The sequence below is a fragment of the Variovorax sp. PBS-H4 genome (genome assembly GCF_901827205.1).
In the GTDB taxonomy this organism is placed as follows: Bacteria; Pseudomonadota; Gammaproteobacteria; order Burkholderiales; family Burkholderiaceae_C; genus Variovorax.
In genome coordinates this window covers 4,684,070-4,706,224 of record NZ_LR594675.1, presented here as the reverse complement: position 1 = coordinate 4,706,224, position 22,155 = coordinate 4,684,070, and the positions used below count along the sequence as shown (strand labels likewise).

Sequence of the window (22,155 nt, the reverse complement as noted above, 5' to 3'; positions counted from 1 at the left end):
TCCGTTCTTGATTGTGCTGGGCGCGGGAAAAGAAAAACGCCCGCCGCCGTGAGGCAAAGCGGGCGTTCAGGCTCGAGGATCCGCTAGGGGATCAGAGCGTATCAATAAAGCTGCGCAGCTTGTCGGAACGCGAGGGATGCTTGAGTTTGCGCAGCGCCTTTGCCTCGATCTGGCGGATGCGCTCCCGCGTCACGTCGAACTGCTTGCCCACTTCTTCCAGCGTGTGGTCGGTAGACATCTCGATGCCGAAGCGCATGCGCAGCACCTTGGCCTCGCGCGGCGTCAGGCTGTCGAGGATGTCCTTGACGACATCGCGCAGGCCGGCCTGCATCGCAGCCTCGATCGGCGCGGTGTTGCTGCTGTCCTCGATGAAGTCGCCGAGGTGCGAATCGTCGTCGTCGCCGATGGGGGTCTCCATCGAGATAGGCTCCTTGGCGATCTTCATGATCTTGCGGATCTTGTCTTCCGGGATCTCCATCTTGGCGGCCAGGATGCCGGCGTCGGGCTCGAAGCCGAACTCCTGCAGGTGCTGGCGGCTGATGCGGTTCATCTTGTTGATGGTCTCGATCATGTGCACCGGAATGCGGATGGTGCGCGCCTGGTCGGCGATCGAGCGCGTGATCGCCTGGCGGATCCACCACGTCGCATAGGTCGAGAACTTGTAGCCGCGGCGGTATTCGAACTTGTCGACCGCCTTCATCAGGCCAATGTTGCCTTCCTGGATCAGGTCCAGAAACTGCAGGCCGCGGTTGGTGTACTTCTTGGCGATGGAGATCACGAGGCGCAGGTTGGCCTCGATCATTTCCTTCTTGGCGTCGCGAGAGGACGATTCGCCCTCGTTCATGCGCTTGTTGATGTCCTTGAGCTCGGCCAGCGGCACCACCACGCGCGACTGGATGTCCGTCAGCTTCTGCTGCAGTTCCTGCACCGGCGGGATGTTGCGGGCCAGTACGGCGCTCCAGGGTTTGCCGGACGCGGCCTGCTTTTCGACCCACTTGAGGTTGAGCAGGTTGGAAGGCACGCGGTTGCCGTTCTTGTCGTAGCCGCTGAAGTCGCGGATGAACTCTTCCTGAGGGAAGCCGCACTTGTCCACGATGATGCGGCGCAGCTCGCGCTCTTTCTTGCGCACGTCGTCGACCTGGGTGCGCACCAGGTCGCACAGCTTCTCGATGGTGCGGGCCGTGAAGCGGATGGTCATCAGCTCTTCGGACAATGCGTGCTGCGCCTTCTGGTAGGCCGGCGTGCCGTAACCTTCCTTGTCGTAGACCTTGTGGACCTTCTCGAACAGCGACGCGATGCGGTCGAAGCGGGTGAGCGCCTCGTTCTTGAGTTCCTCGAGCTTCTTCGTCAGCGCCTTGGAGCCGCCCTTGCCGTCATCGTCGTCTTCCTCGTCGAACTCGTCGAAGTCTTCCTCGGCCACGTAGTCGTCGGCCTCGTTCGGGTTGGAAAAGCCGTCCACGATGGTGGAGATGACGACCTTGCCGTCTCGGATTTCCTGGCCCAGGCGCAGGATCTCGGCGATGGTGGCGGGTGAGGCTGAGATAGCCTCCATCATGGCCATCAGGCCACCTTCTATGCGCTTGGCGATCTCGATCTCGCCTTCGCGCGTCAACAGCTCGACGGTGCCCATCTCGCGCATGTACATGCGCACGGGATCGGTGGTACGGCCGAATTCACTGTCGACGGTGGAGAGGGCGGCTTCGGCCTCTTCCTCGGCTTCTTCCACCGTCGTGGCGGTGGGCGCCGTGTTGTTCAGCAGCAGGGTCTCGGCGTCGGGCGTCTGCTCGTAGACCGCCACGCCCATGTCGTTGAGCATCGTGACCACGACTTCCATGGTCTCGGCGTCGACCAGCTTGTCGGGGAGGTGGTCGGAGATCTCGCCGTGCGTCAGGTAGCCGCGGGTCTTGCCCAGGGTGATCAGGGTCTTGAGGCGGGAACGGCGCTTGGCCAGGTCTTCTTCGGACAGCACGGTCTCGTCGAGGCCGAACTCCTTCATCAAGGCGCGTTCCTTGGCCTTGCTGATCTTCATGCGCAGCGGCTTGACCTTCTCTTCGGTCGCGGCCGGCTCGTCGCCGACCAACTCGTCCTCGATGTCGGACAGGTCGACGTCGCTGGCAGGCGCTTCTGCGGCAGCCTTGGGCTTGCGGCCACGCTTGGCGCCGCCGGCAGCGGGTGCGGCGCCAGGCGCCTTGGGCGGACGGCCGACCTTGCGGGCGGCGGTGGCGGGGGCGGCGGCGACGGCTGCTGCAGCGGTCTTCTTGGGTTCGGCGGTGGAGGACGATTTGGTGGGCACGGTTTTCACTTTCGTTGCGGCTGTGGCCTTGGACGCGGCGGTACCCGTCTTAGTTGCCGGCAGGGCCGCAGCTTTCAACGGTTTCTCTGCAACCGGTTTGCTGGCGGCGGACACGGCAGGCTTCTTTGAACTGGGCATAAGACCTCGCACATCAAGAATTGACCAACAGAATCACAGGCGCCAACAGCCCGGCGCAGGCAGGAGCACAAAAAACGGAAAGGGTCGAACGAAAGGCCGCTGGCGACCCCTCGAACGCGCTTCAAAAGACAAGATGTCGGGCGAACATTTGGTGTGCAGTCCTTGCGGTTATTGACCCGTATTCCGACGTGGATTCACCGGAATTGCGTTGCGCATCGAGTCGGCCCGGAGGTGCTGCTGTCGCTCTTGCCTTATTTTCGCTTGTATGCGAAGCCTTAAATTATAGCGCCCTGCGCTTTTTTCAAGCAATTCCTAGCGTGGCTTCAAGCGGGCGCGCAGTTCCAGTCGGCGCGCTTCCAGTGCCTTGTAGCGTTCCAGGGCACGCGGATCGCTGCCCACGGCATCGATAGCCTCGCTTTGTTGAATCTTGAGGCGATCGTCCAGCATGAAATCGAGCACGTTGCGCAGCTCGCGCGCGGCCTCGCCGGCGTGCTCACCCTCTGGATCTCCGAGTGGCGCCCCGTCCGGTCCGGTCATGACGCGCACGGCGAGCGCCTCGAAGTCAAGGCCGCGCAAGCCCTCGCGCAGCGCCGCCCAGGGCTGCAGACCGTGCTCGTGCAACTGGCTGTCCAGCCAGGCGAAGAGCTGTCCGTGCTCGCCTGGGAGTTCGCACAGGAGGGCGTGGAGCTCGTGGGGCAGGGCCTCCCATTCCGCCATGTTCGAGAGCAGCAGGCGCGCGGCCACGTCGGGGCGTCCCAGGGGCATGATGCGGCCGCGGGCAGGGCGTGAGACCGGCGCGCGGTGCCCGTAACGGTCTTCGCGCGGCCGAGGCCGGTCCTCGCGGCGCTCCCGCGGACCTGGCGCGGCCGGACGGGCTGCCCCGCGAGGGAGCCAGAGCTCGCTCAGCTCCTGTGCACTCAACTGGACCATTTCGGCGATCTCGGTGAGCAACTGGCGCTTGAGCGCGCCTTCGGGCAGGGCGCTCCACAGCGGCCGGGCATTGCTGGCCATATGGGCGCGTCCTTCGGCGGTGCCGAGGTCGCAGCCCTCGCGCGCGACTTCGACCATGAATCGGCTCAGCGGCGTGGCCTCGCCCACGAAGCGCGCGAAGGCGTCGGCGCCAAATTCGCGGATGAAGCTGTCGGGATCGTGCTCGGCCGGCAGGAACAGGAATTTGACGCTGCGCACGTCGGTGGCGTACGGCAAGGCGCCATCGAGCGCCTTGCGCGCCGCGCGCCGACCTGCGGCATCGCCGTCGAAGCTGAACACCACCGATTCGGTGAAGCGGAACAGCTTCTGGACGTGATCCGCTGTGCAGGCTGTGCCCAGCGTGGCGACAGCGTTCGGAAAGCCCAGTTGGGCCAGCGCCACCACGTCCATGTAGCCCTCGGTTACAAGCGCGTAACCTCGCTCGCGGAACGCGGCGCGCGCCTCGTAAAGGCCGTAGAGTTCGCGGCCCTTGCTGAAGACCGGGGTCTCGGGCGAATTGAGGTACTTGGGCTTTTCGTCGCCCAAGACGCGCCCGCCGAAACCGATGCATTCGCCCTTGACGTTGCGGATCGGGAACATCACCCGATCGCGAAAGCGGTCATAGCGCTTGCCTTCGCTGTTCTCGTCGGCCTCGCCGGCGATTACCAGGCCGCTCTCTGCCAGCAACGGGTCGTCGTAATCGGGAAACACGCTGGCCAGCGTACGCCAGCCGGGCGGTGCGTAGCCGATGCCGAACTGCCGGGCAATCTCGCCCGAGAGGCCGCGGCCCTTGAGGTAGTCGATGGCGGTTTTCGACTGGCGCAGTTGTTTGCGGTAGGCTTCGCCCGCCTTCTCGAGCACCTCGGACAAGGTGGCCTGCTTCTGGCGCTGGCCGGCGGCCCGGGCGCGTTCCTCGGGCGAGGCGTCGTCTTCGGGCACCTGAATTCCGTATTGGCCCGCGAGGTCGTGCACCGCCTCGACGAAGCCCATGCCGGCATGCTCCATCAGGAAACCGATCGCGTTGCCATGCGCTCCGCACCCGAAGCAGTGATAGAACTGCTTTGTCGGACTTACCGAAAAGGAGGGCGACTTCTCGCCGTGGAAGGGGCACAGTCCCATGAAGTTGGCGCCTGCCTTCTTCAGCTGGACGTAGCGCCCGACGATCTCCACCACGTCAGCGCGCGCGATCAATTCCTGGATGAAAGAGGCGGGGATGGTCATGTAGGCGGAGAGCGGCAAATCATACGCAAGACCTCATGCCTGCGCGCCTCGGCGGCATACTGGCCGCTTCGAATCCCGCGCCTCATCTGCATGATTCGCCGTACCGTCCGCCACGCAGTGCCCTTGCTGCGCCACCCTCTGCGCTTCGCCTGGGAGGCAGTCAAGGCATTCAGGGCAAACCAGGGCCTGCTGCTGGCGGGAGCGGTTGCCTATTACGCGCTGTTGTCGATCGTCCCGATCCTGATCCTGAGCGTGATCGCGATGTCGCACTTCATCAACCAGGCGGAGCTCCTGAGTTCGGTGGGCCGCTATCTCGAGTGGCTGCTGCCGGGCCAGTCACGCGCCATCGTCGGCGAGCTGTCGAACTTTCTGGAGCATCGCGACGTGATGGGCCCGGTGTTGCTGGTGACGATGATCTTCTTCAGTTCGCTGGCGTTCACCGTGCTTGAAAGTGCGATGGCGGTGATCTTTCATCACCGCAAAGCCGACCATACGCGGCACTTCCTGATTTCGGCCGTGATGCCCTATATCTACATCCTCTGCCTGTGCGTGGGTCTGCTGTTGGTCACGCTGGTCGCGGGCGCGTTGCAAGTCATCGGTCAGGAAAGCGTCGAGCTGTTCGGCGGCAGCTGGTCGCTCTCAGGCGTATCTGGGGCGTTGCTGTATTTGCTCGGGCTCGGGGGCGAGATCTTCATGCTCACCTCGCTCTACCTGGTGATGCCGGTGGGTCGGTTGCGGCTGCGGCACGCATTACTGGGCGGCGTGACTGCGGCGCTGCTGTGGGAGGTCACGCGGCGTGTGCTGGTGCTCTACTTCGCCACGCTGTCGCAGGTCAACGTGGTGTACGGCTCCCTGACCACCGCGATCGTCGTGTTGCTGAGCCTGGAGATCGCCGCCACGCTGGTGCTGTTCGGCGCACAGGTGATCGCGCAATATGAGCGCCTCGAGCGCACCGGCAGCGCGGCGCCTATTCCGGGCGAGATCGCGCCGGTCAGCGCGGCGCCAGCCGGATCGCCCCGTCGAGCCGGATCACCTCGCCGTTCAGCATCTCGTTCTCGATGATGTGTTTCGCCAGCTTGGCGTAGTCCTCGGGCGTGCCCAGGCGCGAAGGAAATGGAACGCTGGCGGCCAGCGCGTCCTGAACTTCCTTGGGCATGCCGAACAGCATCGGTGTACCGAAGATGCCCGGGGCAATCGTCATATTGCGGATGCCGTTGCGCGCGAGGTCACGGGCTATAGGTAGTGTCATGCCGACGACGCCGCCCTTCGATGCACTGTAGGCGGCTTGGCCGATCTGCCCGTCGTAGGCCGCGACGGAGGCCGTGGAGATCAGCACGCCGCGCTCGCCGGTGGATTCAGGCTCGTTTTTTCCCATGGCATCGGCAGCAAGGCGGATCATGTTGAAGCTGCCGATCAGGTTGACGGTCACGGTCTTGCTGAACACGGCCAGTGCATGAGGGCCGTTCTTGCCTACCGTTTTTTCAGCAGGTGCGATACCGGCGCAGTTGACCAGGCCGACCAGCTTGCCCAGCTTCTGGGCGGCAGTCACAGCGGCTTGGCCGTCCGCCTCCTGGCTCACGTCGCACTTGACGAAGACGCCGCCGATGTCTTGCGCGACCGCCTCGCCCTTGTCCGCCTGCATGTCGGCTACTACCACCTTGCCACCGTTGGCCGCCAGCATGCGCGCCGTGCCTTCGCCGAGGCCTGAAGCCCCGCCGGTGACGATGAAAACCTTGCCTTCGATCTGCATGTACTCAGCTCCTCAAGAATGCCTTCGTTCACGATCATAGACGGCAAAAAAAAAGGCCCCGTCCGAAGATGGGGCCCCGAAATTGGATCCCGAAGGACCCAAGGAGACAATCGTCGCCCGCGTGAGGCGGGCTCGTCGATGATCAGGCGCGCTTGCGAGCAGCGGTCTGGGCCGTGCTCTTGGCGGCGTTCACAGCCGTGTTCGAGACGGCCTGGAAGTTCGCTTCTGCGACGTCGGTGGCTTGCTTGACAGCTTTCTGGACCGACTCGAAGGCGTTGTTGGCGGCAGCCACGGCGCTCTTCATCACGGCAACCGCGGTTTCCGAACCGGCGGGGGCGTTCTTGGCGGCGCTGTCGACCAGGCCAACGAAGGCTTGCTGGGCTTCAGCGGCCTTGCCTTCGAACGCCTTGCTGAATTCGGCGCCCGTGCCTTGTGCGATTTCATACAGGTGACGGCTGTACGCGGCAGCCTTTTCAGCTAGGGGCTGGAACAGCCCGGCTTGCAGTGCCAGCAGTTCTTGCGCATCCTTGACGCTGAGCAGCGCTTGCGTGGTGCCGGCGGCTTCCGCCAGGGCTGCCTTGGAGGCGGTAACGTTCAGTTCCACCAGTTTCTCGACGCCTTCAAAGGCTTTCGTGGTGAGGCCGAACAGCGTTTCGACGTTGGCCTTGTGGGAGGCAATGATTTGGTCAGCGGTGAGTGCCATGTGGAAGCTCCATCAAAAATGAAAAGGGGTGAACCCGGAAGTGAGCTGCCCCTCCCATCCATTTATGTTGCGGCGCAGCATGGCGAAAGTATAGGCAACGGCGCGGCGCTCTCCAAGTGGTTTTTGTTGCTTTGCAGCAATTTAGAAGGCACCTTCTAAAACCGTCGCCGACAATGTTCCCATGCGTGCGTTTTATTCGGGGCACTTCGTCTTGCCGCTGCCGCCCGGGCACCGGTTTCCAATCGGCCGCTACGTGCTGCTTCGCGAGCAGATGGAACGGCACCTTCCCGAGGTCGAGATGCTCGAGGCGCCACGTGCCAGCGATGGCGAACTTGCGTTGGCCCACACGCCGCAATGGATTGCCGCCATTACTGACGGCAGCGTGGATGCTCTGGCCATGCGCGAGATCGGCTTTCCGTGGAGCGAAGCCATGGTGGAGCGTTCGCGCCGCTCGACGGGCGCCACCATCGCCGCCTGTCGTGCCGCCCTCGAAGGGGGCGTGGCCGGCAACATGGCCGGCGGCACTCACCATGCCGGTCCCGACCGAGGCGGGGGCTTCTGCGTCTTCAACGATGCCGCTGTGGCGGCGCGCCTGATGCAGGCGGAGCAGGGTCGTCGCGGCCGCGTGGCATTGAAGGTCGCAGTGATCGACCTCGATGTTCATCAGGGCAACGGAACCGCTCGCATTTTTCGCGAGGACCCAAGCGTGTTCACGCTCTCGATCCACGGGCAGAAGAACTTTCCGTTTCGCAAGGAGCTGAGCGACCTCGATGTCGAACTGCCTGACGGGTGTGGTGATGCCGAGTACCTGACGGCGCTCGAGCATGCGCTCGACGAACTCGACGGTCGCTTTTCGCCCGGGCTGGTTATCTACCTGGCGGGCGCAGACCCTTTCGAGCGCGACCGGCTCGGGCGCCTCAAACTGAGCTTCGATGGCCTGGAGGCGCGCGACAGGCGCGTGTTCGACTTTGCCTGGCAGCGCCGGATCCCTCTCGCGTTTGCGATGGCCGGTGGCTATGCCAACGACATCGCCGAGACGGTGCAGGTCCAACTCGGCACCTTCCGCGCGGCCCTGGATTATTGGCGCCGATGGCAGAATGCCGCGGCAAAAGACACCCCCTGAACCACATGGCCGCTCCGCAGGCACAGGCCCGCCGCCGAATGCAATGCGGTGACGTTCCGGACCCCGAGCTACCCGCATGACCGCCAAGCCCATTCCCCTTTCCCGCAGCGCCTTTCGCGTTTTTCGAAGCATCCCGACGCGCTGGGCCGATAACGACATGTACGGGCATGTCAACAACGTCGTCTACTACGGCTGGTTCGACACGGCAGTCAATGCGCTTCTGATCGAGCGCGGTGCGCTCGACATCCATCGCGGCGACATCATCGGCTTCGTGGTGGAGACCGGGTGCAACTACTTTGCGCCGCTCGCTTTTCCGCAAACGGTCGAGGCGGGCGTCCGCGTCGCGCATGTCGGAAGTTCAAGCGTGCGATACGAGATCGCGCTGTTCGCTCAGGGCGCCGACGCCGCTGCGGCGCAGGGCCATTTCATTCATGTCTATGTCGACCGGGCGACCCAGCGGCCAGTGAAGCTGCCGCCGACACTGCAGGCGGTCGTCGGTGAGCTCTTGGTCAGCGAGGGAGCATAAAAAAACGGCGCCTTCGGGCGCCGTTTTTATCGAAATTGACGCAGGGCGTCCGTCACTTCTTCGCGTGCATGGCCTTGATATCCGCCTTGCCCTTGGTCTCGTCGGCCTTCGCCTGCTTTTCGCAAGCGCTCTTTGCGTCGCCCTTCTGGTCGTCGCATTTTTCCTTGGCGACTTCGTAGTTGGCTTTCACCTTTTCTTCCTCGACCTTGCGGGCATTGGAATCGCTCGGCTTGTATTGCTGCTCGAGTTCAGCCTTGGCCACGTTTTCCTTGCCCTTGGCTTCCTTCTGGCAGACGTCCTTTGCGTTGTCCTTCAACGGATCGCACTTCGCCTTGTCGGCCTTGTACGTCGCCTCGATCTTTTCCTTGGCGGCCTTGTACTCGTCCTTGGTCAACGCGCTGGCCTGCGTTGCCACGAAGCAAGACGATGCGATTGCGAGCATGAGCAGATGTTTTTTCATGGGATGTTCTCCTTGATGCTGTCGAATCAATACTTCTCGTACCAGAGGGCCGCAGGCGTGCGCCCGTCTCGGCTTTCCCAGTCGGTGACCTGCCTCTCGGCTTCATCCCGGCTGATGCCATGACGTTCCTGGATGCGTCCAAGCAGCTGGTCGCGTTTGCCGGCGATAACGTCGAAGTCATCGTCGGTCAGCTTGCCCCACTGCTCCTTGACCTTGCCCTTGAGCTGTTTCCAGTTGCCTTCGACGGTGTCTTTGTTCATCGACTTTTCTCCTTCAGATGAGGGTTTTTGTCGCTGACCGATTACCTGTATGGCCAGCGTGAAACGAATCTCGCCCGCCCGCCTGAGCTCAGCAGTAGGACGCCCCGGGAAGGGGTCGTAGGCACTTGCCGACGTGCCCCGTGATAATCGGACGCACGCAGAAACAGGAGACCGGCGCGCCGTATCCCCACCATGATCATCCACAGCCTGCTCGATACCGACCTCTACAAGTTCACGATGATGCAAGTGGTGCTGCATCACTTCCCGGGCGCGCGCGTGGAGTACCGTTTCAAATGCCGCAATGCCGGCATCGACCTGGCTCAGTTTGCCTCCCAGATACGCGAGGAGGTCCGCCACCTGTGCTCGCTGCAGTTCCGGGACGCCGAGCTGAACTATCTGCGATCGATGCGCTTCATCAAGAGCGACTTCGTCGATTTTCTGGGGCTGTTTCGCCTCAACGAGAAGTACATCAAGATCACTCCGCTGGCTTCGGGGGAACTGGACATTCGCATCGAAGGACCGTGGCTGCACACCATCCTGTTCGAGATCCCGGTGCTGGCGATCGTCAACGAGGTCTACTTCCGGAGCACTCAAGCGCACCCGGACACCGCCGAGGGCCGCCGGCGCCTCGAGACCAAGCTGACGCAGCTGCAGGGACCAGGGCTGGAGGACCTGAAGATTGCCGACTATGGAACCCGCCGCCGCTTCTCCAAGGATTGGCATGAGGAGGTACTGCGCACCCTCAGCGCCCGGCTCGGCCCGGTGACATCGCCGCCGCAGCGCAGCCTCGACAGATCGCCGCAGTTCGCCGGGACCAGCAACGTGCTCTATGCCATGAAGCTCGGCCTGATCCCCCTGGGTACCATGGCGCACGAGTACCTTCAGGCTTGCCAGGCGCTGGGTCCTCGCCTGCGCGACAGCCAGGTCTTCGGATTCGAGTCCTGGGCCCGCGAGTACCGTGGCGACCTGGGGATTGCGCTGTCGGACGTCTACGGCATGAGCGCCTTCCTGCGTGACTTCGACCTGTATTTCTGCAAGCTGTTCGACGGCGCCCGGCACGACAGTGGTGATCCCTTCCAGTGGGGCGAACGCATGCTCGCGCACTATGCTGCGAACCGCGTCGACCCGCGCACCAAGACTCTGATCTTCAGCGACAGCCTCACATTCACCCGCACGATCGAGCTCTATCAACAGTTCCGCGGCCGCTGCCAATTGGCCTTCGGAATCGGTACCAACCTCACCAACGACCTTGGGTACGAGCCGCTGCAGATCGTGATCAAGATGGTCCGGTGCAACGACCAACCCGTGGCCAAGCTGTCCGACACGCCTTCCAAGAACATGTGTGACGACGAGCGCTATCTGGCCTACCTGCGCCAGGTCTTCGAGATTGCCCAGCCGGCCGCATGAAGGCTTCCCGCGCCCCCACCCGATTCGTCCGCCTGCTGGTCATTGCCGTACTGCCGGCCCTGCTGCCCGCCACCGCCATTGCCGCCGATCTCGACGGTGGCGGCTTGCCCGCGTGGTGGGGCTTGCCCTTCGCCGGGATCCTGCTGTCGATCGCATTGATGCCCCTCCTGGCGCCCTTGTTCTGGCACCACCACTACGGCAAGGTGGCCGCGGGCTGGGCCCTCGCCTTTCTGCTGCCTTTTGCGGCAATCCACGGTCTGAGCCTGGCTGCGGCGCAACTCCTGCATGCGCTGCTGGCCGAGTACATCCCCTTCATCATTCTGCTGACGGCGCTCTTCGTCGTGGCGGGCGGTATTCACATCCGCGGCAACCTGCACGGCACACCCCGACTCAATACCGGAATCTTGGCCATCGGCGCGGTGCTCGCAAGCCTGATGGGCACGACCGGAGCCTCCATGCTGCTGATCCGTCCCCTGATCCGCGCCAATGACAACCGGCGGCACCGGGTGCACGTCATCGTGTTCTTCATCTTCATCGTTTCCAACGTCGGTGGTTCGCTGACGCCGCTGGGCGATCCGCCGCTGTTCCTGGGCTTCCTGAAGGGCGTGGAGTTTTTCTGGACGGTGCGCAACATCCTGCCCGAGACCCTCTTCATCGTCGGCATCCTGCTCGCGCTGTTTCATGTGCTCGACCGCTGGTACTACCGCAAGGAGGGCGTGCTGCCCTTCGACCCGACCCCGGACACGCGGCGGGTCGGGTTCGATGGGGCGGCCAATTTCTGGTTGTTGGGCGGCATCGTCTGCCTCGTGCTGCTCAGCGGCGTCTGGCAGTCCGCGATCGCTTTCGAAGTCCATGGCACCGTGCTCGGCCTGCCTGGGGTGGTGCGCGATGTCGGGCTGGTCGCAGTCACGTTGGTCTCGCTGCGGATTACCAAGCCCCAGGTGCATGCCGACAACCAGTTCGCCTGGGCGCCGATGCTCGAGGTCGCCAAGCTCTTTGCCGGCATCTTCCTCACCATCATCCCGGTGATTGCAATGCTCAAGGCCGGCGTCCATGGCCCCTTTGGCGCGGTCGTCGCCGCCGTGACGCGACCGGACGGGCAGCCCGATCCGGCAATGTACTTCTGGGCCACCGGCGCGCTGAGTTCCTTCCTGGACAATGCACCCACCTATCTCGTCTTTTTCAACACCGCGGGTGGCGATCCTCAGGCACTCATGACCACGTATGCGTCGACCCTTGCCGCGATTTCGGCCGGCGCCGTGTTCATGGGCGCGAACACATACATCGGCAATGCGCCCAACCTGATGGTCAGGGCCATCGCGGAAAGCCGCGGCGTGCGCATGCCGAGCTTCTTCGGCTACATGATGTGGTCGGGCGCCATCCTGGTGCCGCTGTTCATCCTCTCCACCTTCATCTTCTTCCGTTGATCATGAGCAAACCCAAGATCCTCGTCGCCCGTTCGATCTTTCCCGAAACCATCGACCGGCTGCAAGTGCATTTCGAGGTCGAGTCCAACCAGGACGACCAGAGCTGGAGCAAGGCTCAGCTGATCCAGAAGCTGCAAGGCAAGCGGGGCGCATTCACCACCGGCAGCGAGCGCATCGATGCCGAAGTGCTGGCCGCCTGTCCCGAGTTGAAGATCTGCGCCAACATGGCGGTCGGCTACAACAACTTCGATGTCGACGCGATGACCGCTCGCGGCGTGCTCGCCACCAACGCGCCCGATGTGCTGACCGAGACCACGGCCGACTTCGGTTTTGCGCTCCTGATGGCCACGGCGCGCCGCATCACGGAGAGCGAGCATTTCCTGCGCGCCGGCAAGTGGGAGAAGTGGAGCTACGACATGTTTGCCGGCTCCGACATCCACGGCGCCACCCTGGGCATCATCGGCATGGGGCGCATCGGCCAGGGCATCGCCAGGCGCGGCGCGCACGGTTTCGGCATGAAGGTGATCTACCACAACCGTTCGCGGCTCGATGCGCAGCTCGAGGCCGAATGCAAGGCCAGCTACGTGAGCAAGGAGGAACTGCTGAAGACCGCGGACCACGTGGTGCTCGTGGTGCCTTACTCGGCAGCCTCGCATCACACCATCGGCGCCGCCGAGCTGGCCCTGATGAAGCCGACGGCCACCCTGGTCAACATCGCCCGCGGCGGCATCGTCGACGATGCCGCACTGGCGCAGGCGCTGCGCGACAGGCGCATCGCCGCAGCCGGTCTGGACGTGTTCGAGGGCGAGCCCAAGGTTCATCCGGCATTGCTCGAGGTCCCGAACGTCGTGCTCACGCCGCACATCGCGAGCGCGACCATCCCGACGCGGCGCGCGATGGCCGAGCTGGCGGCCGACAACCTGGTCGGATTCCTGGTGCACGGCAAACCGGTCACGCCCCTGAACCCCTCGATCCTCGGAGGCAAGTAGACCCGTCATGCCTTTGCCGGAATCCTGGATCCTCATTGGCCTCGCCGCGCTCAACATCGTCCTCCTGGTCTGGCTGCTGCTGCGCAAGCCGCCAGCGCCCGACCACGGCACGCTGATCGCGACGCTGGGCGCCGCGAACGAGCGAATCGAGCGAGAGCTGCGGCACGAGATCGGCGAGTCCTCGCGCGGCGCACGGCAGGAGACCAGCCAGGCGTTCGCCACCTTCCAGCGCGCGCTGGTGCAGCAGGGGGCCGAGGCCACGCGCACGCAGAACGCGCAGATCGACGCCTTCGCGCAGCAACTGGCGATGCTGCAGAAGACGCTGGCCGACACGCTCAACACCCAGCTCCAGGGGCTGTCCGAGTCGAATGCGCGGCGGCTGGCCGAGGTGCGCGCGACCATGGAGACACAGCTCGGGCAGCTCCAGCAGAGCAACACCGCCAAGCTGGACGAGATGCGCAAGACCGTCGACGAGAAACTGCAAAGCACGCTCGAGGCCCGTCTCGGCGAGAGCTTCAAGCAGGTAGCCGACCGGCTGGAGCAGGTGCACAAGGGCCTGGGCGAGATGCAGACGCTGGCGGTCGGTGTCGGCAGCCTTCAACGCGTGCTGACGAATGTGAAGACGCGCGGCGTGTTCGGCGAAGTGCAGCTCGAGGCGCTGCTCGAGCAGGTGCTCACGCCCGAGCAGTACGCCCGGCAGGTCGAGACCAAGCCGCGCAGCGGGCAGCGCGTGGATTTCGCGATCCGGTTTCCGGGCCGCGGCACCGACGGCGCGCCGGTCTGGCTGCCGATCGACGCCAAGTTCCCACGCGACGACTACGAGCGCCTGCTCGATGCCCACGAGCGCATCGACGCCGGCGCGGCCGAACTGGCGGCACGTGCGCTCGAGGCGCGCATCCGCACCGAAGCGCGGTCGATTGCCGAGAACTACCTCGCGGCACCGCACACCACCGATTTCGCTATCTTGTTCCTGCCGGTCGAGAGCCTGTATGCCGAGGTGCTGCGCCGTCCCGGGTTGATGGACGCGATCCAGCGCCAGCACCGCGTGACGCTCGCGGGACCGACCACGCTGCTGGCGATGCTCAACAGCCTGCATATGGGCTTCCGCACGCTGGCCTTGGAGCAGCAGGCCTCCGAGGTGTGGAAGGTGCTCGGCGCCGTCAAGACCGAGTTCGAACGCTACGGCGAATGGGTGGCGCGCATCAAGGAGCAGGTCGCCAAGGCTTCCGACACGCTCGACAAGGCCGATACCCGCGCCAAGCAGATGCGCCTGGCCCTGCGCAAGGTGGAAGCGCTGCCGGAGGCACAGTCGCAGGCCCTGCTGCCGGCTGCCGACGACGGCGAGCTGGCCACGTGAGCGGTGAACTGCTGCGCCTGATCACGGCGCAGGTCCTGCTGCACGCGGCCATGACCGGCATGCGCCTGGGCGCACCGCTGCTCGCGCTGCAACAGGGATACAGCGCGGCGGCCGTGGGTCTGCTGATCGCGCTGTTCGCGCTCACCCAGGTGTTCCTGGCGCTGCCGGCCGGACGCTTTGCCGACCGGCGCGGGCTCAAGCGTCCGCTGATGCTGTCGGTGATCGCGGCCTCGTCGGGTGCCGCACTGGCGGCCATCCTGCCTTCGTTCCCGGTGCTGTGCCTGGCGGCCCTGCTGACAGGCGGCGCGACCGGCGCGGCCGTCATCGCGCTGCAGCGCCATGTCGGGCGCGCCGCGGCCAATCCGACGCAGCTCAAACAGGTATTCAGCTGGCTGGCGATTGCCCCCGCGGTGGCGAACTTCGTCGGCCCCTTCTGCGCCGGCCTGCTGATCGACCATGCGGGCCGCAGTCCAGCGGACCTGCCGGGTTTTCGGATCGCGTTTGCCGTGCTGGCACTGCTGCCGCTCGCGGGCTGGTTCTTCGCGCGCGGCACGCATGAACTGCCGTCCATCGTGCGAGCGGAAGGCGAGTCCAAACCGCGCGCCTGGGATCTGTTGCGCCAAGCCATGTTCCGGCGCCTGCTGTTCGTGAACTGGCTGCAATCTTCGAGTTGGGACGTGCATGCCTTCCTGCTGCCCATCTTGGGCCACGAACGCGGACTGGGTGCCTCGGTCATCGGGTCCATCCTGGGCGCCTTTGCCATCGCCGCCGCGCTGATCCGGATCGTGCTGCCGCTGGTCGCGGCCCGTGCATCGGAGCGTAGCGTGATCGCGACGTCGTCGGTGATCACGGCGCTGATGTTCTCGGTCTATCCGCTGCTGTCCTCGGCGCTGGCGATGGGCATTTGCTCGGTGGTGCTGGGCTTTGCGCTCGGCGCCGTGCAGCCGATGGTCATGAGCATGCTGCACCAGATCACGCCACACGAGCGGCACGGCGAAGCGCTCGGGCTGCGGCTGATGGCCATCAACGCTTCCAGCGTCGCCATGCCGATGCTTTTCGGATCGATTGGCGCGCTGATCGGCATTGGAGGCGTGTTCTGGCTGGCCAGCGGCGTGGTGGCTCTGGGGACCCGGGCGGTCTGGGGCCTGAAGGCTTGAGCTTCCGCCGAGCCCTTTCAAAAGCGAGACTCGTCCCGCAGCGCTGACGGATTGCGCCAGTGAGCCTGCGCGCCGGCTGCCGCCTCAAAGCTTGTAAAAGCGCTTGATCGCGTCCCACGCGTCCTGCGCCGAGTCCACGTACTCGATCAGCTTCACGTCGTCGGGCGAGATCACGCCTTCTTCGGCCAGGAAGTCGAAGTTGATCAGCTGCTTCCAGTAACCCGCGCCGAAGAGCACGATCGGAACTGGCCGGGCCTTGCGGGTCTGCACCAGCGTGATCACCTCGAACAGCTCATCGAGAGTGCCAAAGCCGCCCGGAAACGCCACCAACGCCTTCGCTCGCATCATGAAGTGCATCTTGCGGATTGCGAAGTAGTGGAATTTGAAGCTCAGCGCCGGCGTGACGTACGGGTTCGCTTCCTCCTCCATCGGCAGGGCGATGGCCAGGCCGACCGACAGTCCGCCGCCTTCGTAGGCGCCTCGGTTGGCGGCCTGCATGATGCCGGGGCCTCCGCCGGTGCAGACGAAGAGCTTGTCTTCCGGGTCCTTGTCGTCGCTGTACTCGGCGACCAGCCTGCCGAAGGCGCGCGCCTTCTCGTAGTAGTGCGAGCTGCGCGCCAGCCTGCGCCAGCGCGCGGCGGCCACGGCATCGCCGGCGGCGTCGGCCTGGGCGATCAGGGCACCGGATTCCTCCTCGCTGCGAAAGCGTGCGCTGCCGAACACCACCACCGTGTTCTCGATGCCGTGGGCACGCATTTCGAGGTCTGGTTTCATCAGCTCGAGCTGCATGCGCAGGCCGCGCGTTTCGCGCCGCAACAGGAACTCGGGGTCGGCGAAGGCGAGTCGCGAGGGATCGGCGTTGAGCGGAAGGCCTTTGTCGGCATGGGCCTGGAGCGTCGCCCAGGCGTCGGCGAGGCGCTTGTTGTGGATGTCGTGTGCGTTGTTGGGCATGGTCGGGTGCGGAAATCGGCCTAGGATTGTGCGCGCTGCAGCCTCACCTATCTGGAGGCGCAAAAAAGGCTCCCAGAGGAGCCTTTGAAGCGGATGCGGGCGTGTTCAGACGCGCTTGCGGTATTCGCCCGTGCGGGTGTCGATTTCGATGCGGTCGCCCTGGGAGACGAACAGCGGCACGGGGACCTCGAAGCCCGTGGCGATCTTGGCGGGCTTCAGCACCTTGCCCGAGGTGTCACCCTTGACGGCCGGTTCGGTCCAGGTGATCTCGCGTTCGACGCTGGTGGGCAGTTCGACCGAGATGGCCTTGCCGTCGTAGAACACCACTTCGACCGGCATCCCGTCCTCGAGGTAGTTGAGTGCGTCGCCCATGTTCTCGGCCTCGACCTCGTACTGGTTGAACTCGCTGTCCATGCAGACGTACATGGGGTCGGCGAAGTAGGAGTAGGTGCACTCCTTCTTGTCGAGCACGATCTGTTCCATCTTGTCGTCGGCCTTGAACACGACTTCGGTGTTGAAGTTGGCGATCAGGCTCTTGAGCTTCATGCGAACGGTGGCGGAGTTGCGGCCGCCGCGGCTGTACTCGGTCTTGAGCACGACCATCGGGTCCTTGCCATGCATGATCACGTTGCCGGCGCGGATTTCTTGAGCGATTTTCATAGTCAGGGTTTCTGGATGTTGGCCGCTCGGTGTGTCTGGGCCTAGTTCCTCTGACACATTCACCGCGGCGGGTTCAGCGGATGCAGCGGCATCTGGGCTGGGCCAGGCCGGAAATCCGCAAAGCCCGCAATTCTAACTTTTTTGGGCGACGAACTGCCGTAAACGAGTCAGAAGGTCGTCCTGTTCGAGCAACCGATCGCGTGCGGCGGCCGTGGCTGCCTGCCATGGTGCCAGCGCCGCCGGGCCAAGGTCCGGCAGCTCGCCCTCGGCCATGCCGTTCCAGAGATGGTGCAACCGGCGGAGCTCCGGTGGCGCGCCCAGCCAGTCGAGGAAGGCGTGCAGCTTGGTGTGGTGCGCATCGTCGTCCTGAACGTAGATCTGCCAGACGAAGGGCGCGCCGGCCCATAGAGCGCGCACCAGCGAGTCCTCGCCCCGCACGAAGTTCAGGTCGCAGGCCCACAGCAGGCGGTCGAAATCCGCCTGGGACAGGTAGGGCAGCCAGTGGATCGTCAGCGCGCCGCGCACGGCCGGTCCCGGGGGCAAGGCTTTGGATGCGCGGCCTGCGGTCACCAGCAGGCGAGTGGGTTCGCTTGCCTGTTCGAGGTGCGCCAGCAGGGGCCCGAGCGCGGGCGGTTCGTAGCAGAAGACGCAGACCAGGCGCTCGCCATTCCATTCGATGTTCTGCCCGGAGAGCCAGGCGGCGCGATCAAAACGCGCGCGGCGCGCGGGCAGGTCCCGCTCGCGCAGAAGGCCGCCGGTCGCGCGGGTGAAGCCAGGATAAAAGAAGTGCTTCGTCAGCCCCGCGCCGGGACCCTTGAACACGGGCGAAGGCAGTCCGTGCAGGCGCTCGACGTAGGGTTCGGCGGAGAGGTATTCGAGATTGAGCCAGACGCGACGCGGCGCTCCCTGGGGGACCGGTTCCGCAAAGCGCGCGACCAGCTCCGGCGCGGGGTCGCAGCCGAAGGCTTCGATCAGCACATCCGGCGGCGGCGCGGCGCCTGCTTCGCGCGCCGCCCCGGCCTCGGTCCAGGTGACCACACGGACCCCCTCGTGGCCGATCGGCGCCATCCATGCCAGCGCCGAGCGGTCGTCGATCCATAGCCGGACCGCGTCCCCTGTGTCCGCAAGCGCACACGCGAGCCGCCAGCACACGCCGGCGTCGCCGTGGTTGTCGATGACCTTGCAGAAAATGTCCCAACGCATCCCGGGATACTCTACAGCCCGATCCCGGCGACCGGCCGCGCTCGCGCCAGCACAATAGCGCCCGATGTCAGATACGCATTCCGATCAATTGCTCAGCGAGGTTGCGGCGCTTCCGCAGTTGCCGGGCGTCTACCGCTATTTCGACGCCACGGGCGCGGTGCTGTACGTGGGCAAGGCGCGCAACCTGAAGAAGCGCGTGGCCAACTATTTCCAGAAGAACCACGCCGGGACGCGCATCGGCCACATGATCTCGAAGATCGCCCGCATGGAGACCACGGTGGTGCGATCCGAGGCCGAGGCGCTCCTGCTCGAGAACAACCTGATCAAGACGCTCAAGCCCCGCTACAACATCCTGTTCCGGGACGACAAGAGCTACCCCTACCTGAAGATCGCCTCGCACGCCTTCCCACGCCTGGCGTACTACCGTGGATCCGTCGATCGCAAGCACCGCTACTTCGGCCCGTACCCCAGCGCCTGGGCGGTGAAGGAATCGATCCAGCTGCTGCAGAAGGTCTTCAAGCTGCGCACCTGCGAGGACACCGTGTACGCCAACCGGACGCGGCCGTGCCTGCTCTACCAGATCAAGCGCTGCACCGGACCTTGCGTGGGCTACATCGCGCCCGAGGCCTATGCGCAGGACGTGGCGAATGCCGAGGCCTTCCTGCTGGGCGACACGCAGGCGGTGCTGTCGCAGCTGGAGGCGCGCATGACGGCGCATGCCGAGAAGCTGGAGTTCGAGCAGGCGGCCGAGCTGCGCAACCAGATGTCGGCGCTGTCCCGCGTGCTGCACCAGCAGTCGATCGAGATCGCCTCCGACAAGGACGTCGACATCCTCGCGGTCAAGGTGCAGGGCGGCAAGGCCTGCGTCAATCTGGCGATGGTGCGTGGCGGCCGGCACCTGGGCGACCGTGCCTACTTTCCTGTTCACATCGAGGACGCCGCGCAGATGGAGCAGGGCGCCCAGGGCGCCGAAGAGGACGAGGCTCCGGGAGCCTTCGCCGGGTCGGTCGAAGTCCAGGTGCTCGAGGCCTTCATCGCCCAACACTACATCGACGTGCCGGTGCCGCCCACGCTGGTGCTGAGCGAGCTGGTAAGCCGCGAGCTGATCGAGGCCGTCTCGCAGCAGGCCGGCGCGCGGGTGACGGCCGTGTTCCAGCCCCGCGAGCAGCGTCGGCACTGGCTGGAAATGGCGCAGACCAATGCCGGCCTGCAGCTCGCGCGTCTGCTGGCGGAGGAGGGCTCGCAGCAGGCGCGCACGCGTGCGCTGGTGGACGCGCTGGAGCTCGCACCCGACGACCTCGACAATTTTCGTGTGGAGTGCTTCGACATCTCGCACACGGCGGGTGAAGCCACCCAGGCCTCCTGCGTGGTCTTCGAGCACCACGCGATGCAGAACCGAGAGTACCGCCGCTACAACATCGAGGGCATCACGCCGGGCGACGACTATGCAGCGATGCGCCAGGTGCTTCATCGCCGTTACGGAAAACTGGCGGAAGCGATGGCCGCAGAGAGCGATGCACCCCCGGCGGGCGATGCGGCCGGTGTCGGCAGCGATGCCCGGCCAGGCACACGCAGCGCGCGCATGCCGGACCTGGTGCTGGTCGATGGCGGCAAGGGCCAGGTGTCGATGGCGCGCGAAGTGTTCAGCGAGCTCGGGCTGCCGTTGTCGCTGATCGTCGGGGTGGAAAAGGGCGAGGGCCGGAAAGTAGGCCTGGAGGAACTGGTATTCGCCGATGGCCGCGACAAGGTGTATCTCGGCCGCGACTCGGCGGCCCTGATGCTCGTCGCACAGATCCGCGACGAGGCGCACCGCTTCGCCATCACCGGCATGCGTGCGAAGCGTGCCAAGGTGCGGGTCGGCGGCAGCCAGCTCGAGGACATCCCGGGCATCGGTCCCAAGCGACGGGCGCGGCTGTTGCAGCGCTTCGGCGGCATCCGCGGGGTAGCAGCGGCAAGCGTCGAAGACATTGCCTCGGTCGACGGCATTGCCTTCGAACTGGCGGAGGAAATCTACCGGGCCTTGCACTAGGCCCTTGAAGCGGGCAGGCAGGAGGCGAGCCATATACTCGTCGCCATGTTCTGGACCCTGCCCACCATCATGACGTGGACGCGCATCGTCGCGATCCCGCTGATCGTCGGGGTGTTCTATCTTCCCCTGAGCGAGCCGATGCGCAACATCGTGGCCACGGTGCTGTTCATCGTGTTCGCCGCCACCGACTGGCTCGACGGCTTCCTCGCGCGGCGGCTCAACCAGACCTCGGCCTTCGGCGCGTTTCTCGATCCCGTGGCCGACAAGTTCCTCGTGTGTGCCTCGCTGCTGGTGCTGGTGCACCTGAACCGCGCCGACGTGTTCGTGGCCCTCATCATCATCGGCCGCGAGATTGCAATTTCTGCCCTGCGCGAATGGATGGCGCAGATCGGCGCCGCCAAGAGCGTTGCCGTCCACATGATCGGCAAGGTCAAGACGGTGGTGCAGATGGTTGCGATCCCCTTCCTGCTATTCGATGGCGTCCTGTTCGGCGTGATCGACACCGGCACCTGGGGCCAATGGCTGATCTGGATCTCGGCCGTGCTCACGGTCTGGTCAATGGTCTATTACCTGCAGAAGGCCATTCCGGAGATCCGGGCCCGCGCCAAATGACCGTGGCCGCGGCGCCTGCGTCGGGGTGGGTACGGGCCATGCCCGCGATCTTCGTGCTGATCTGGAGCACCGGTTTCATCGTGGCGCGCTACGGCATGCCCTATGCCCCGCCGCTCAAGTTCCTGGCGGTGCGCTATGCGCTGTCGGTGCTCTGTTTCCTCGCCTGGGTGTGGGCGGCGCGCGTGCGCTGGCCGCTCGGGCGCGCGCAGTGGGGGCATCTGGCCATCACCGGCATCCTGATGCAGGCGGGCTACCTCGGCGGGGTGTGGGCGGCCGTCCGGGCCGGCATGGGTTCGGGGCTGGTCGCCTTGCTGGTCGGCGTCCAGCCTGTGCTCACGGCCGTCTGGCTGTCGATGCGCGGCGGTGCGATCTCGCGCCGCCAGTGGGCCGGCCTCGCACTGGGCTTTGCCGGCCTCGTGCTGGTGGTACTGCGCAAGCTCGGGCAGGGCAGCGAAGTGAGCGCGATGACCATGGGGCTGGCACTGATGGCGCTCTTTTCCATCACCGCGGGAACGCTGTACCAGAAGCGCTTCGTCGCGCCCTGCGACGTCCGCATTGCGGGTGCGATCCAGCTTGCGGCGGCGCTGCTCGTCACGCTCCCCTTTGCAGCCTTGGAATCCGACAGCATCCAGTGGAACCTGTATTCCGGCGGCGCGATGGCCTGGTCCGTGCTGGCGCTGTCGCTGGGCGGCAGTTCGCTGCTCTACATGCTGATCCAGCGCGGCACCGCGACGGCCGTCACCAGCCTGCTGTACCTCGTGCCGCCCTGCACGGCGTTGATGGCATGGCTGCTGTTTGCCGAGCCGATCACCGTGGCCACGCTGGCGGGCATTGCGATGACAGCAGCGGGCGTGAGCCTGGTGGTACGAGGCGAGCGCTGAGCCCTTGGGGCACGCGCTTGCCTGCTGTGAGATCGCCGG

General features: G+C 65.1%; 20 protein-coding genes. 11 read left to right on the top strand and 9 right to left on the bottom strand.

Annotation, left to right across the window (positions count from 1 at the left end):
• Window positions 1–91 precede the first annotated feature (91 nt).
• Together rpoD and dnaG are read right to left on the bottom strand one after the other, a co-directional pair.
• Window positions 92–2,431 (bottom strand): RNA polymerase sigma factor RpoD, encoded by a 2,340-nt coding sequence (gene rpoD, locus E5CHR_RS22435; protein WP_162581888.1) that lies wholly within the window; start codon window positions 2,429–2,431, stop codon window positions 92–94.
• Between the two features lie 312 nt (window positions 2,432–2,743).
• On the bottom strand, window positions 2,744–4,621 hold the full coding sequence (gene dnaG / locus E5CHR_RS22430; RefSeq protein WP_162581887.1) for a DNA primase: 1,878 nt from the start codon (window positions 4,619–4,621) through the stop codon (window positions 2,744–2,746).
• 90 nt (window positions 4,622–4,711) lie between these two features.
• On the opposite strand from dnaG, the gene E5CHR_RS22425 reads away from it, so the two are divergent.
• A complete protein-coding gene (locus E5CHR_RS22425) occupies window positions 4,712–5,683 on the top strand; it encodes a YihY/virulence factor BrkB family protein (protein WP_162581886.1) in 972 nt (323 codons plus the stop codon).
• Here E5CHR_RS22425 and E5CHR_RS22420 read toward each other — a convergent pair.
• Together E5CHR_RS22420 and E5CHR_RS22415 are read right to left on the bottom strand one after the other, a co-directional pair.
• On the bottom strand, window positions 5,613–6,371 hold the full coding sequence (locus E5CHR_RS22420; protein ID WP_162581885.1) for a 3-hydroxyacyl-CoA dehydrogenase: 759 nt from the start codon (window positions 6,369–6,371) through the stop codon (window positions 5,613–5,615). The genes E5CHR_RS22425 and E5CHR_RS22420 overlap by 71 nt on opposite strands.
• Before the next feature lie 142 nt (window positions 6,372–6,513).
• Entirely contained in the window at window positions 6,514–7,074 is a 561-nt protein-coding gene (locus E5CHR_RS22415; protein ID WP_162581884.1) for a phasin family protein, read from the bottom strand.
• 181 nt (window positions 7,075–7,255) lie between these two features.
• On the opposite strand from E5CHR_RS22415, the gene E5CHR_RS22410 reads away from it, so the two are divergent.
• Both E5CHR_RS22410 and E5CHR_RS22405 read left to right on the top strand, forming a co-directional pair.
• A complete protein-coding gene (locus tag E5CHR_RS22410) occupies window positions 7,256–8,197 on the top strand; it encodes a histone deacetylase family protein (protein WP_162581883.1) in 942 nt (313 codons plus the stop codon).
• A 76-nt stretch (window positions 8,198–8,273) separates the two neighbouring features.
• The gene (locus E5CHR_RS22405; RefSeq protein WP_162581882.1) at window positions 8,274–8,723 is read left to right on the top strand and encodes an acyl-CoA thioesterase; all 450 of its coding nucleotides are present in this window, start codon (window positions 8,274–8,276) and stop codon (window positions 8,721–8,723) included.
• 52 nt (window positions 8,724–8,775) lie between these two features.
• On the opposite strand, the gene E5CHR_RS22400 is transcribed toward E5CHR_RS22405, so the two are convergent.
• Together E5CHR_RS22400 and E5CHR_RS22395 are read right to left on the bottom strand one after the other, a co-directional pair.
• Complete coding sequence (locus tag E5CHR_RS22400; protein ID WP_162581881.1) at window positions 8,776–9,183, bottom strand: hypothetical protein; 408 nt, start codon at window positions 9,181–9,183, stop codon at window positions 8,776–8,778.
• A gap of 26 nt (window positions 9,184–9,209) precedes the next feature.
• Entirely contained in the window at window positions 9,210–9,443 is a 234-nt protein-coding gene (locus E5CHR_RS22395) for a CsbD family protein (RefSeq protein ID WP_162581880.1), read from the bottom strand.
• A 192-nt stretch (window positions 9,444–9,635) separates the two neighbouring features.
• Between E5CHR_RS22395 and pncB the strand changes: the two genes are divergently transcribed.
• The 5 genes from pncB to E5CHR_RS22370 are packed head-to-tail and all read left to right on the top strand — an operon-like array spanning window position 9,636 to window position 15,780.
• Window positions 9,636–10,850 carry a nicotinate phosphoribosyltransferase gene (gene pncB, locus E5CHR_RS22390; protein WP_162581879.1) on the top strand — a complete coding sequence of 405 codons (1,215 nt, stop codon included), beginning with the start codon at window positions 9,636–9,638 and terminating at the stop codon, window positions 10,848–10,850.
• On the top strand, window positions 10,847–12,277 hold the full coding sequence (locus tag E5CHR_RS22385; RefSeq protein WP_162581878.1) for a sodium:proton antiporter: 1,431 nt from the start codon (window positions 10,847–10,849) through the stop codon (window positions 12,275–12,277). Before pncB ends, E5CHR_RS22385 begins: the two co-directional genes overlap by 4 nt.
• A gap of 2 nt (window positions 12,278–12,279) precedes the next feature.
• Complete coding sequence (locus E5CHR_RS22380; RefSeq protein ID WP_162581877.1) at window positions 12,280–13,266, top strand: 2-hydroxyacid dehydrogenase; 987 nt, start codon at window positions 12,280–12,282, stop codon at window positions 13,264–13,266.
• A 13-nt stretch (window positions 13,267–13,279) separates the two neighbouring features.
• Window positions 13,280–14,623, top strand: coding sequence for a DNA recombination protein RmuC (locus tag E5CHR_RS22375; protein ID WP_162583843.1), 1,344 nt, complete (start codon window positions 13,280–13,282; stop codon window positions 14,621–14,623).
• Window positions 14,620–15,780: an MFS transporter gene (locus E5CHR_RS22370; RefSeq protein ID WP_162581876.1), complete on the top strand. Its 1,161-nt coding sequence runs from the start codon at window positions 14,620–14,622 to the stop codon at window positions 15,778–15,780. The genes E5CHR_RS22375 and E5CHR_RS22370 overlap by 4 nt, the downstream gene beginning before the upstream one ends.
• 84 nt (window positions 15,781–15,864) lie before the next feature.
• On the opposite strand, the gene E5CHR_RS22365 is transcribed toward E5CHR_RS22370, so the two are convergent.
• The 3 genes from E5CHR_RS22365 to earP form a co-directional block, all read right to left on the bottom strand.
• Window positions 15,865–16,731: a TIGR00730 family Rossman fold protein gene (locus E5CHR_RS22365; RefSeq protein ID WP_162581875.1), complete on the bottom strand. Its 867-nt coding sequence runs from the start codon at window positions 16,729–16,731 to the stop codon at window positions 15,865–15,867.
• Window positions 16,732–16,836: 105 nt separating this feature from the next.
• Complete coding sequence (efp, locus tag E5CHR_RS22360; RefSeq protein WP_068683006.1) at window positions 16,837–17,391, bottom strand: elongation factor P; 555 nt, start codon at window positions 17,389–17,391, stop codon at window positions 16,837–16,839.
• A 132-nt stretch (window positions 17,392–17,523) separates the two neighbouring features.
• Window positions 17,524–18,594 (bottom strand): elongation factor P maturation arginine rhamnosyltransferase EarP, encoded by a 1,071-nt coding sequence (gene earP, locus E5CHR_RS22355; protein WP_162581874.1) that lies wholly within the window; start codon window positions 18,592–18,594, stop codon window positions 17,524–17,526.
• A gap of 64 nt (window positions 18,595–18,658) precedes the next feature.
• Here earP and uvrC point away from each other — a divergent pair, with 64 nt between their 5' ends.
• The 3 genes from uvrC to E5CHR_RS22340 are packed head-to-tail and all read left to right on the top strand — an operon-like array spanning window position 18,659 to window position 22,116.
• The gene (gene uvrC / locus E5CHR_RS22350; RefSeq protein ID WP_162581873.1) at window positions 18,659–20,623 is read left to right on the top strand and encodes an excinuclease ABC subunit UvrC; all 1,965 of its coding nucleotides are present in this window, start codon (window positions 18,659–18,661) and stop codon (window positions 20,621–20,623) included.
• A gap of 45 nt (window positions 20,624–20,668) precedes the next feature.
• On the top strand, window positions 20,669–21,235 hold the full coding sequence (gene pgsA / locus E5CHR_RS22345; RefSeq protein WP_162581872.1) for a CDP-diacylglycerol--glycerol-3-phosphate 3-phosphatidyltransferase: 567 nt from the start codon (window positions 20,669–20,671) through the stop codon (window positions 21,233–21,235).
• Window positions 21,232–22,116 (top strand): DMT family transporter, encoded by an 885-nt coding sequence (locus E5CHR_RS22340; RefSeq protein WP_162581871.1) that lies wholly within the window; start codon window positions 21,232–21,234, stop codon window positions 22,114–22,116. The genes pgsA and E5CHR_RS22340 overlap by 4 nt, the downstream gene beginning before the upstream one ends.
• Window positions 22,117–22,155 lie beyond the last annotated feature (39 nt).

Excerpts from the sequence above, each read along its gene's own strand:
- E5CHR_RS22415 (WP_162581884.1), bottom strand. The coding sequence starts at position 7,074 with ATGGCACTCACCGCTGACCAAATCATTGCCTCCCACAAGGCCAACGTC.
- E5CHR_RS22410 (WP_162581883.1), top strand. The coding sequence starts at position 7,256 with ATGCGTGCGTTTTATTCGGGGCACTTCGTCTTGCCGCTGCCGCCCGGG.
- E5CHR_RS22400 (WP_162581881.1), bottom strand. The coding sequence starts at position 9,183 with ATGAAAAAACATCTGCTCATGCTCGCAATCGCATCGTCTTGCTTCGTG.
- E5CHR_RS22405 (WP_162581882.1), top strand. The coding sequence starts at position 8,274 with ATGACCGCCAAGCCCATTCCCCTTTCCCGCAGCGCCTTTCGCGTTTTT.
- E5CHR_RS22380 (WP_162581877.1), top strand. The coding sequence starts at position 12,280 with ATGAGCAAACCCAAGATCCTCGTCGCCCGTTCGATCTTTCCCGAAACC.
- pgsA (WP_162581872.1), top strand. The coding sequence starts at position 20,669 with ATGTTCTGGACCCTGCCCACCATCATGACGTGGACGCGCATCGTCGCG.
- E5CHR_RS22365 (WP_162581875.1), bottom strand. The coding sequence starts at position 16,731 with ATGCCCAACAACGCACACGACATCCACAACAAGCGCCTCGCCGACGCC.
- rpoD (WP_162581888.1), bottom strand. The coding sequence starts at position 2,431 with ATGCCCAGTTCAAAGAAGCCTGCCGTGTCCGCCGCCAGCAAACCGGTT.
- uvrC (WP_162581873.1), top strand. The coding sequence starts at position 18,659 with ATGTCAGATACGCATTCCGATCAATTGCTCAGCGAGGTTGCGGCGCTT.
- E5CHR_RS22340 (WP_162581871.1), top strand. The coding sequence starts at position 21,232 with ATGACCGTGGCCGCGGCGCCTGCGTCGGGGTGGGTACGGGCCATGCCC.
- E5CHR_RS22420 (WP_162581885.1), bottom strand. The coding sequence starts at position 6,371 with ATGCAGATCGAAGGCAAGGTTTTCATCGTCACCGGCGGGGCTTCAGGC.
- dnaG (WP_162581887.1), bottom strand. The coding sequence starts at position 4,621 with ATGACCATCCCCGCCTCTTTCATCCAGGAATTGATCGCGCGCGCTGAC.
- pncB (WP_162581879.1), top strand. The coding sequence starts at position 9,636 with ATGATCATCCACAGCCTGCTCGATACCGACCTCTACAAGTTCACGATG.
- E5CHR_RS22425 (WP_162581886.1), top strand. The coding sequence starts at position 4,712 with ATGATTCGCCGTACCGTCCGCCACGCAGTGCCCTTGCTGCGCCACCCT.
- E5CHR_RS22385 (WP_162581878.1), top strand. The coding sequence starts at position 10,847 with ATGAAGGCTTCCCGCGCCCCCACCCGATTCGTCCGCCTGCTGGTCATT.
- E5CHR_RS22395 (WP_162581880.1), bottom strand. The coding sequence starts at position 9,443 with ATGAACAAAGACACCGTCGAAGGCAACTGGAAACAGCTCAAGGGCAAG.
- efp (WP_068683006.1), bottom strand. The coding sequence starts at position 17,391 with ATGAAAATCGCTCAAGAAATCCGCGCCGGCAACGTGATCATGCATGGC.
- earP (WP_162581874.1), bottom strand. The coding sequence starts at position 18,594 with ATGCGTTGGGACATTTTCTGCAAGGTCATCGACAACCACGGCGACGCC.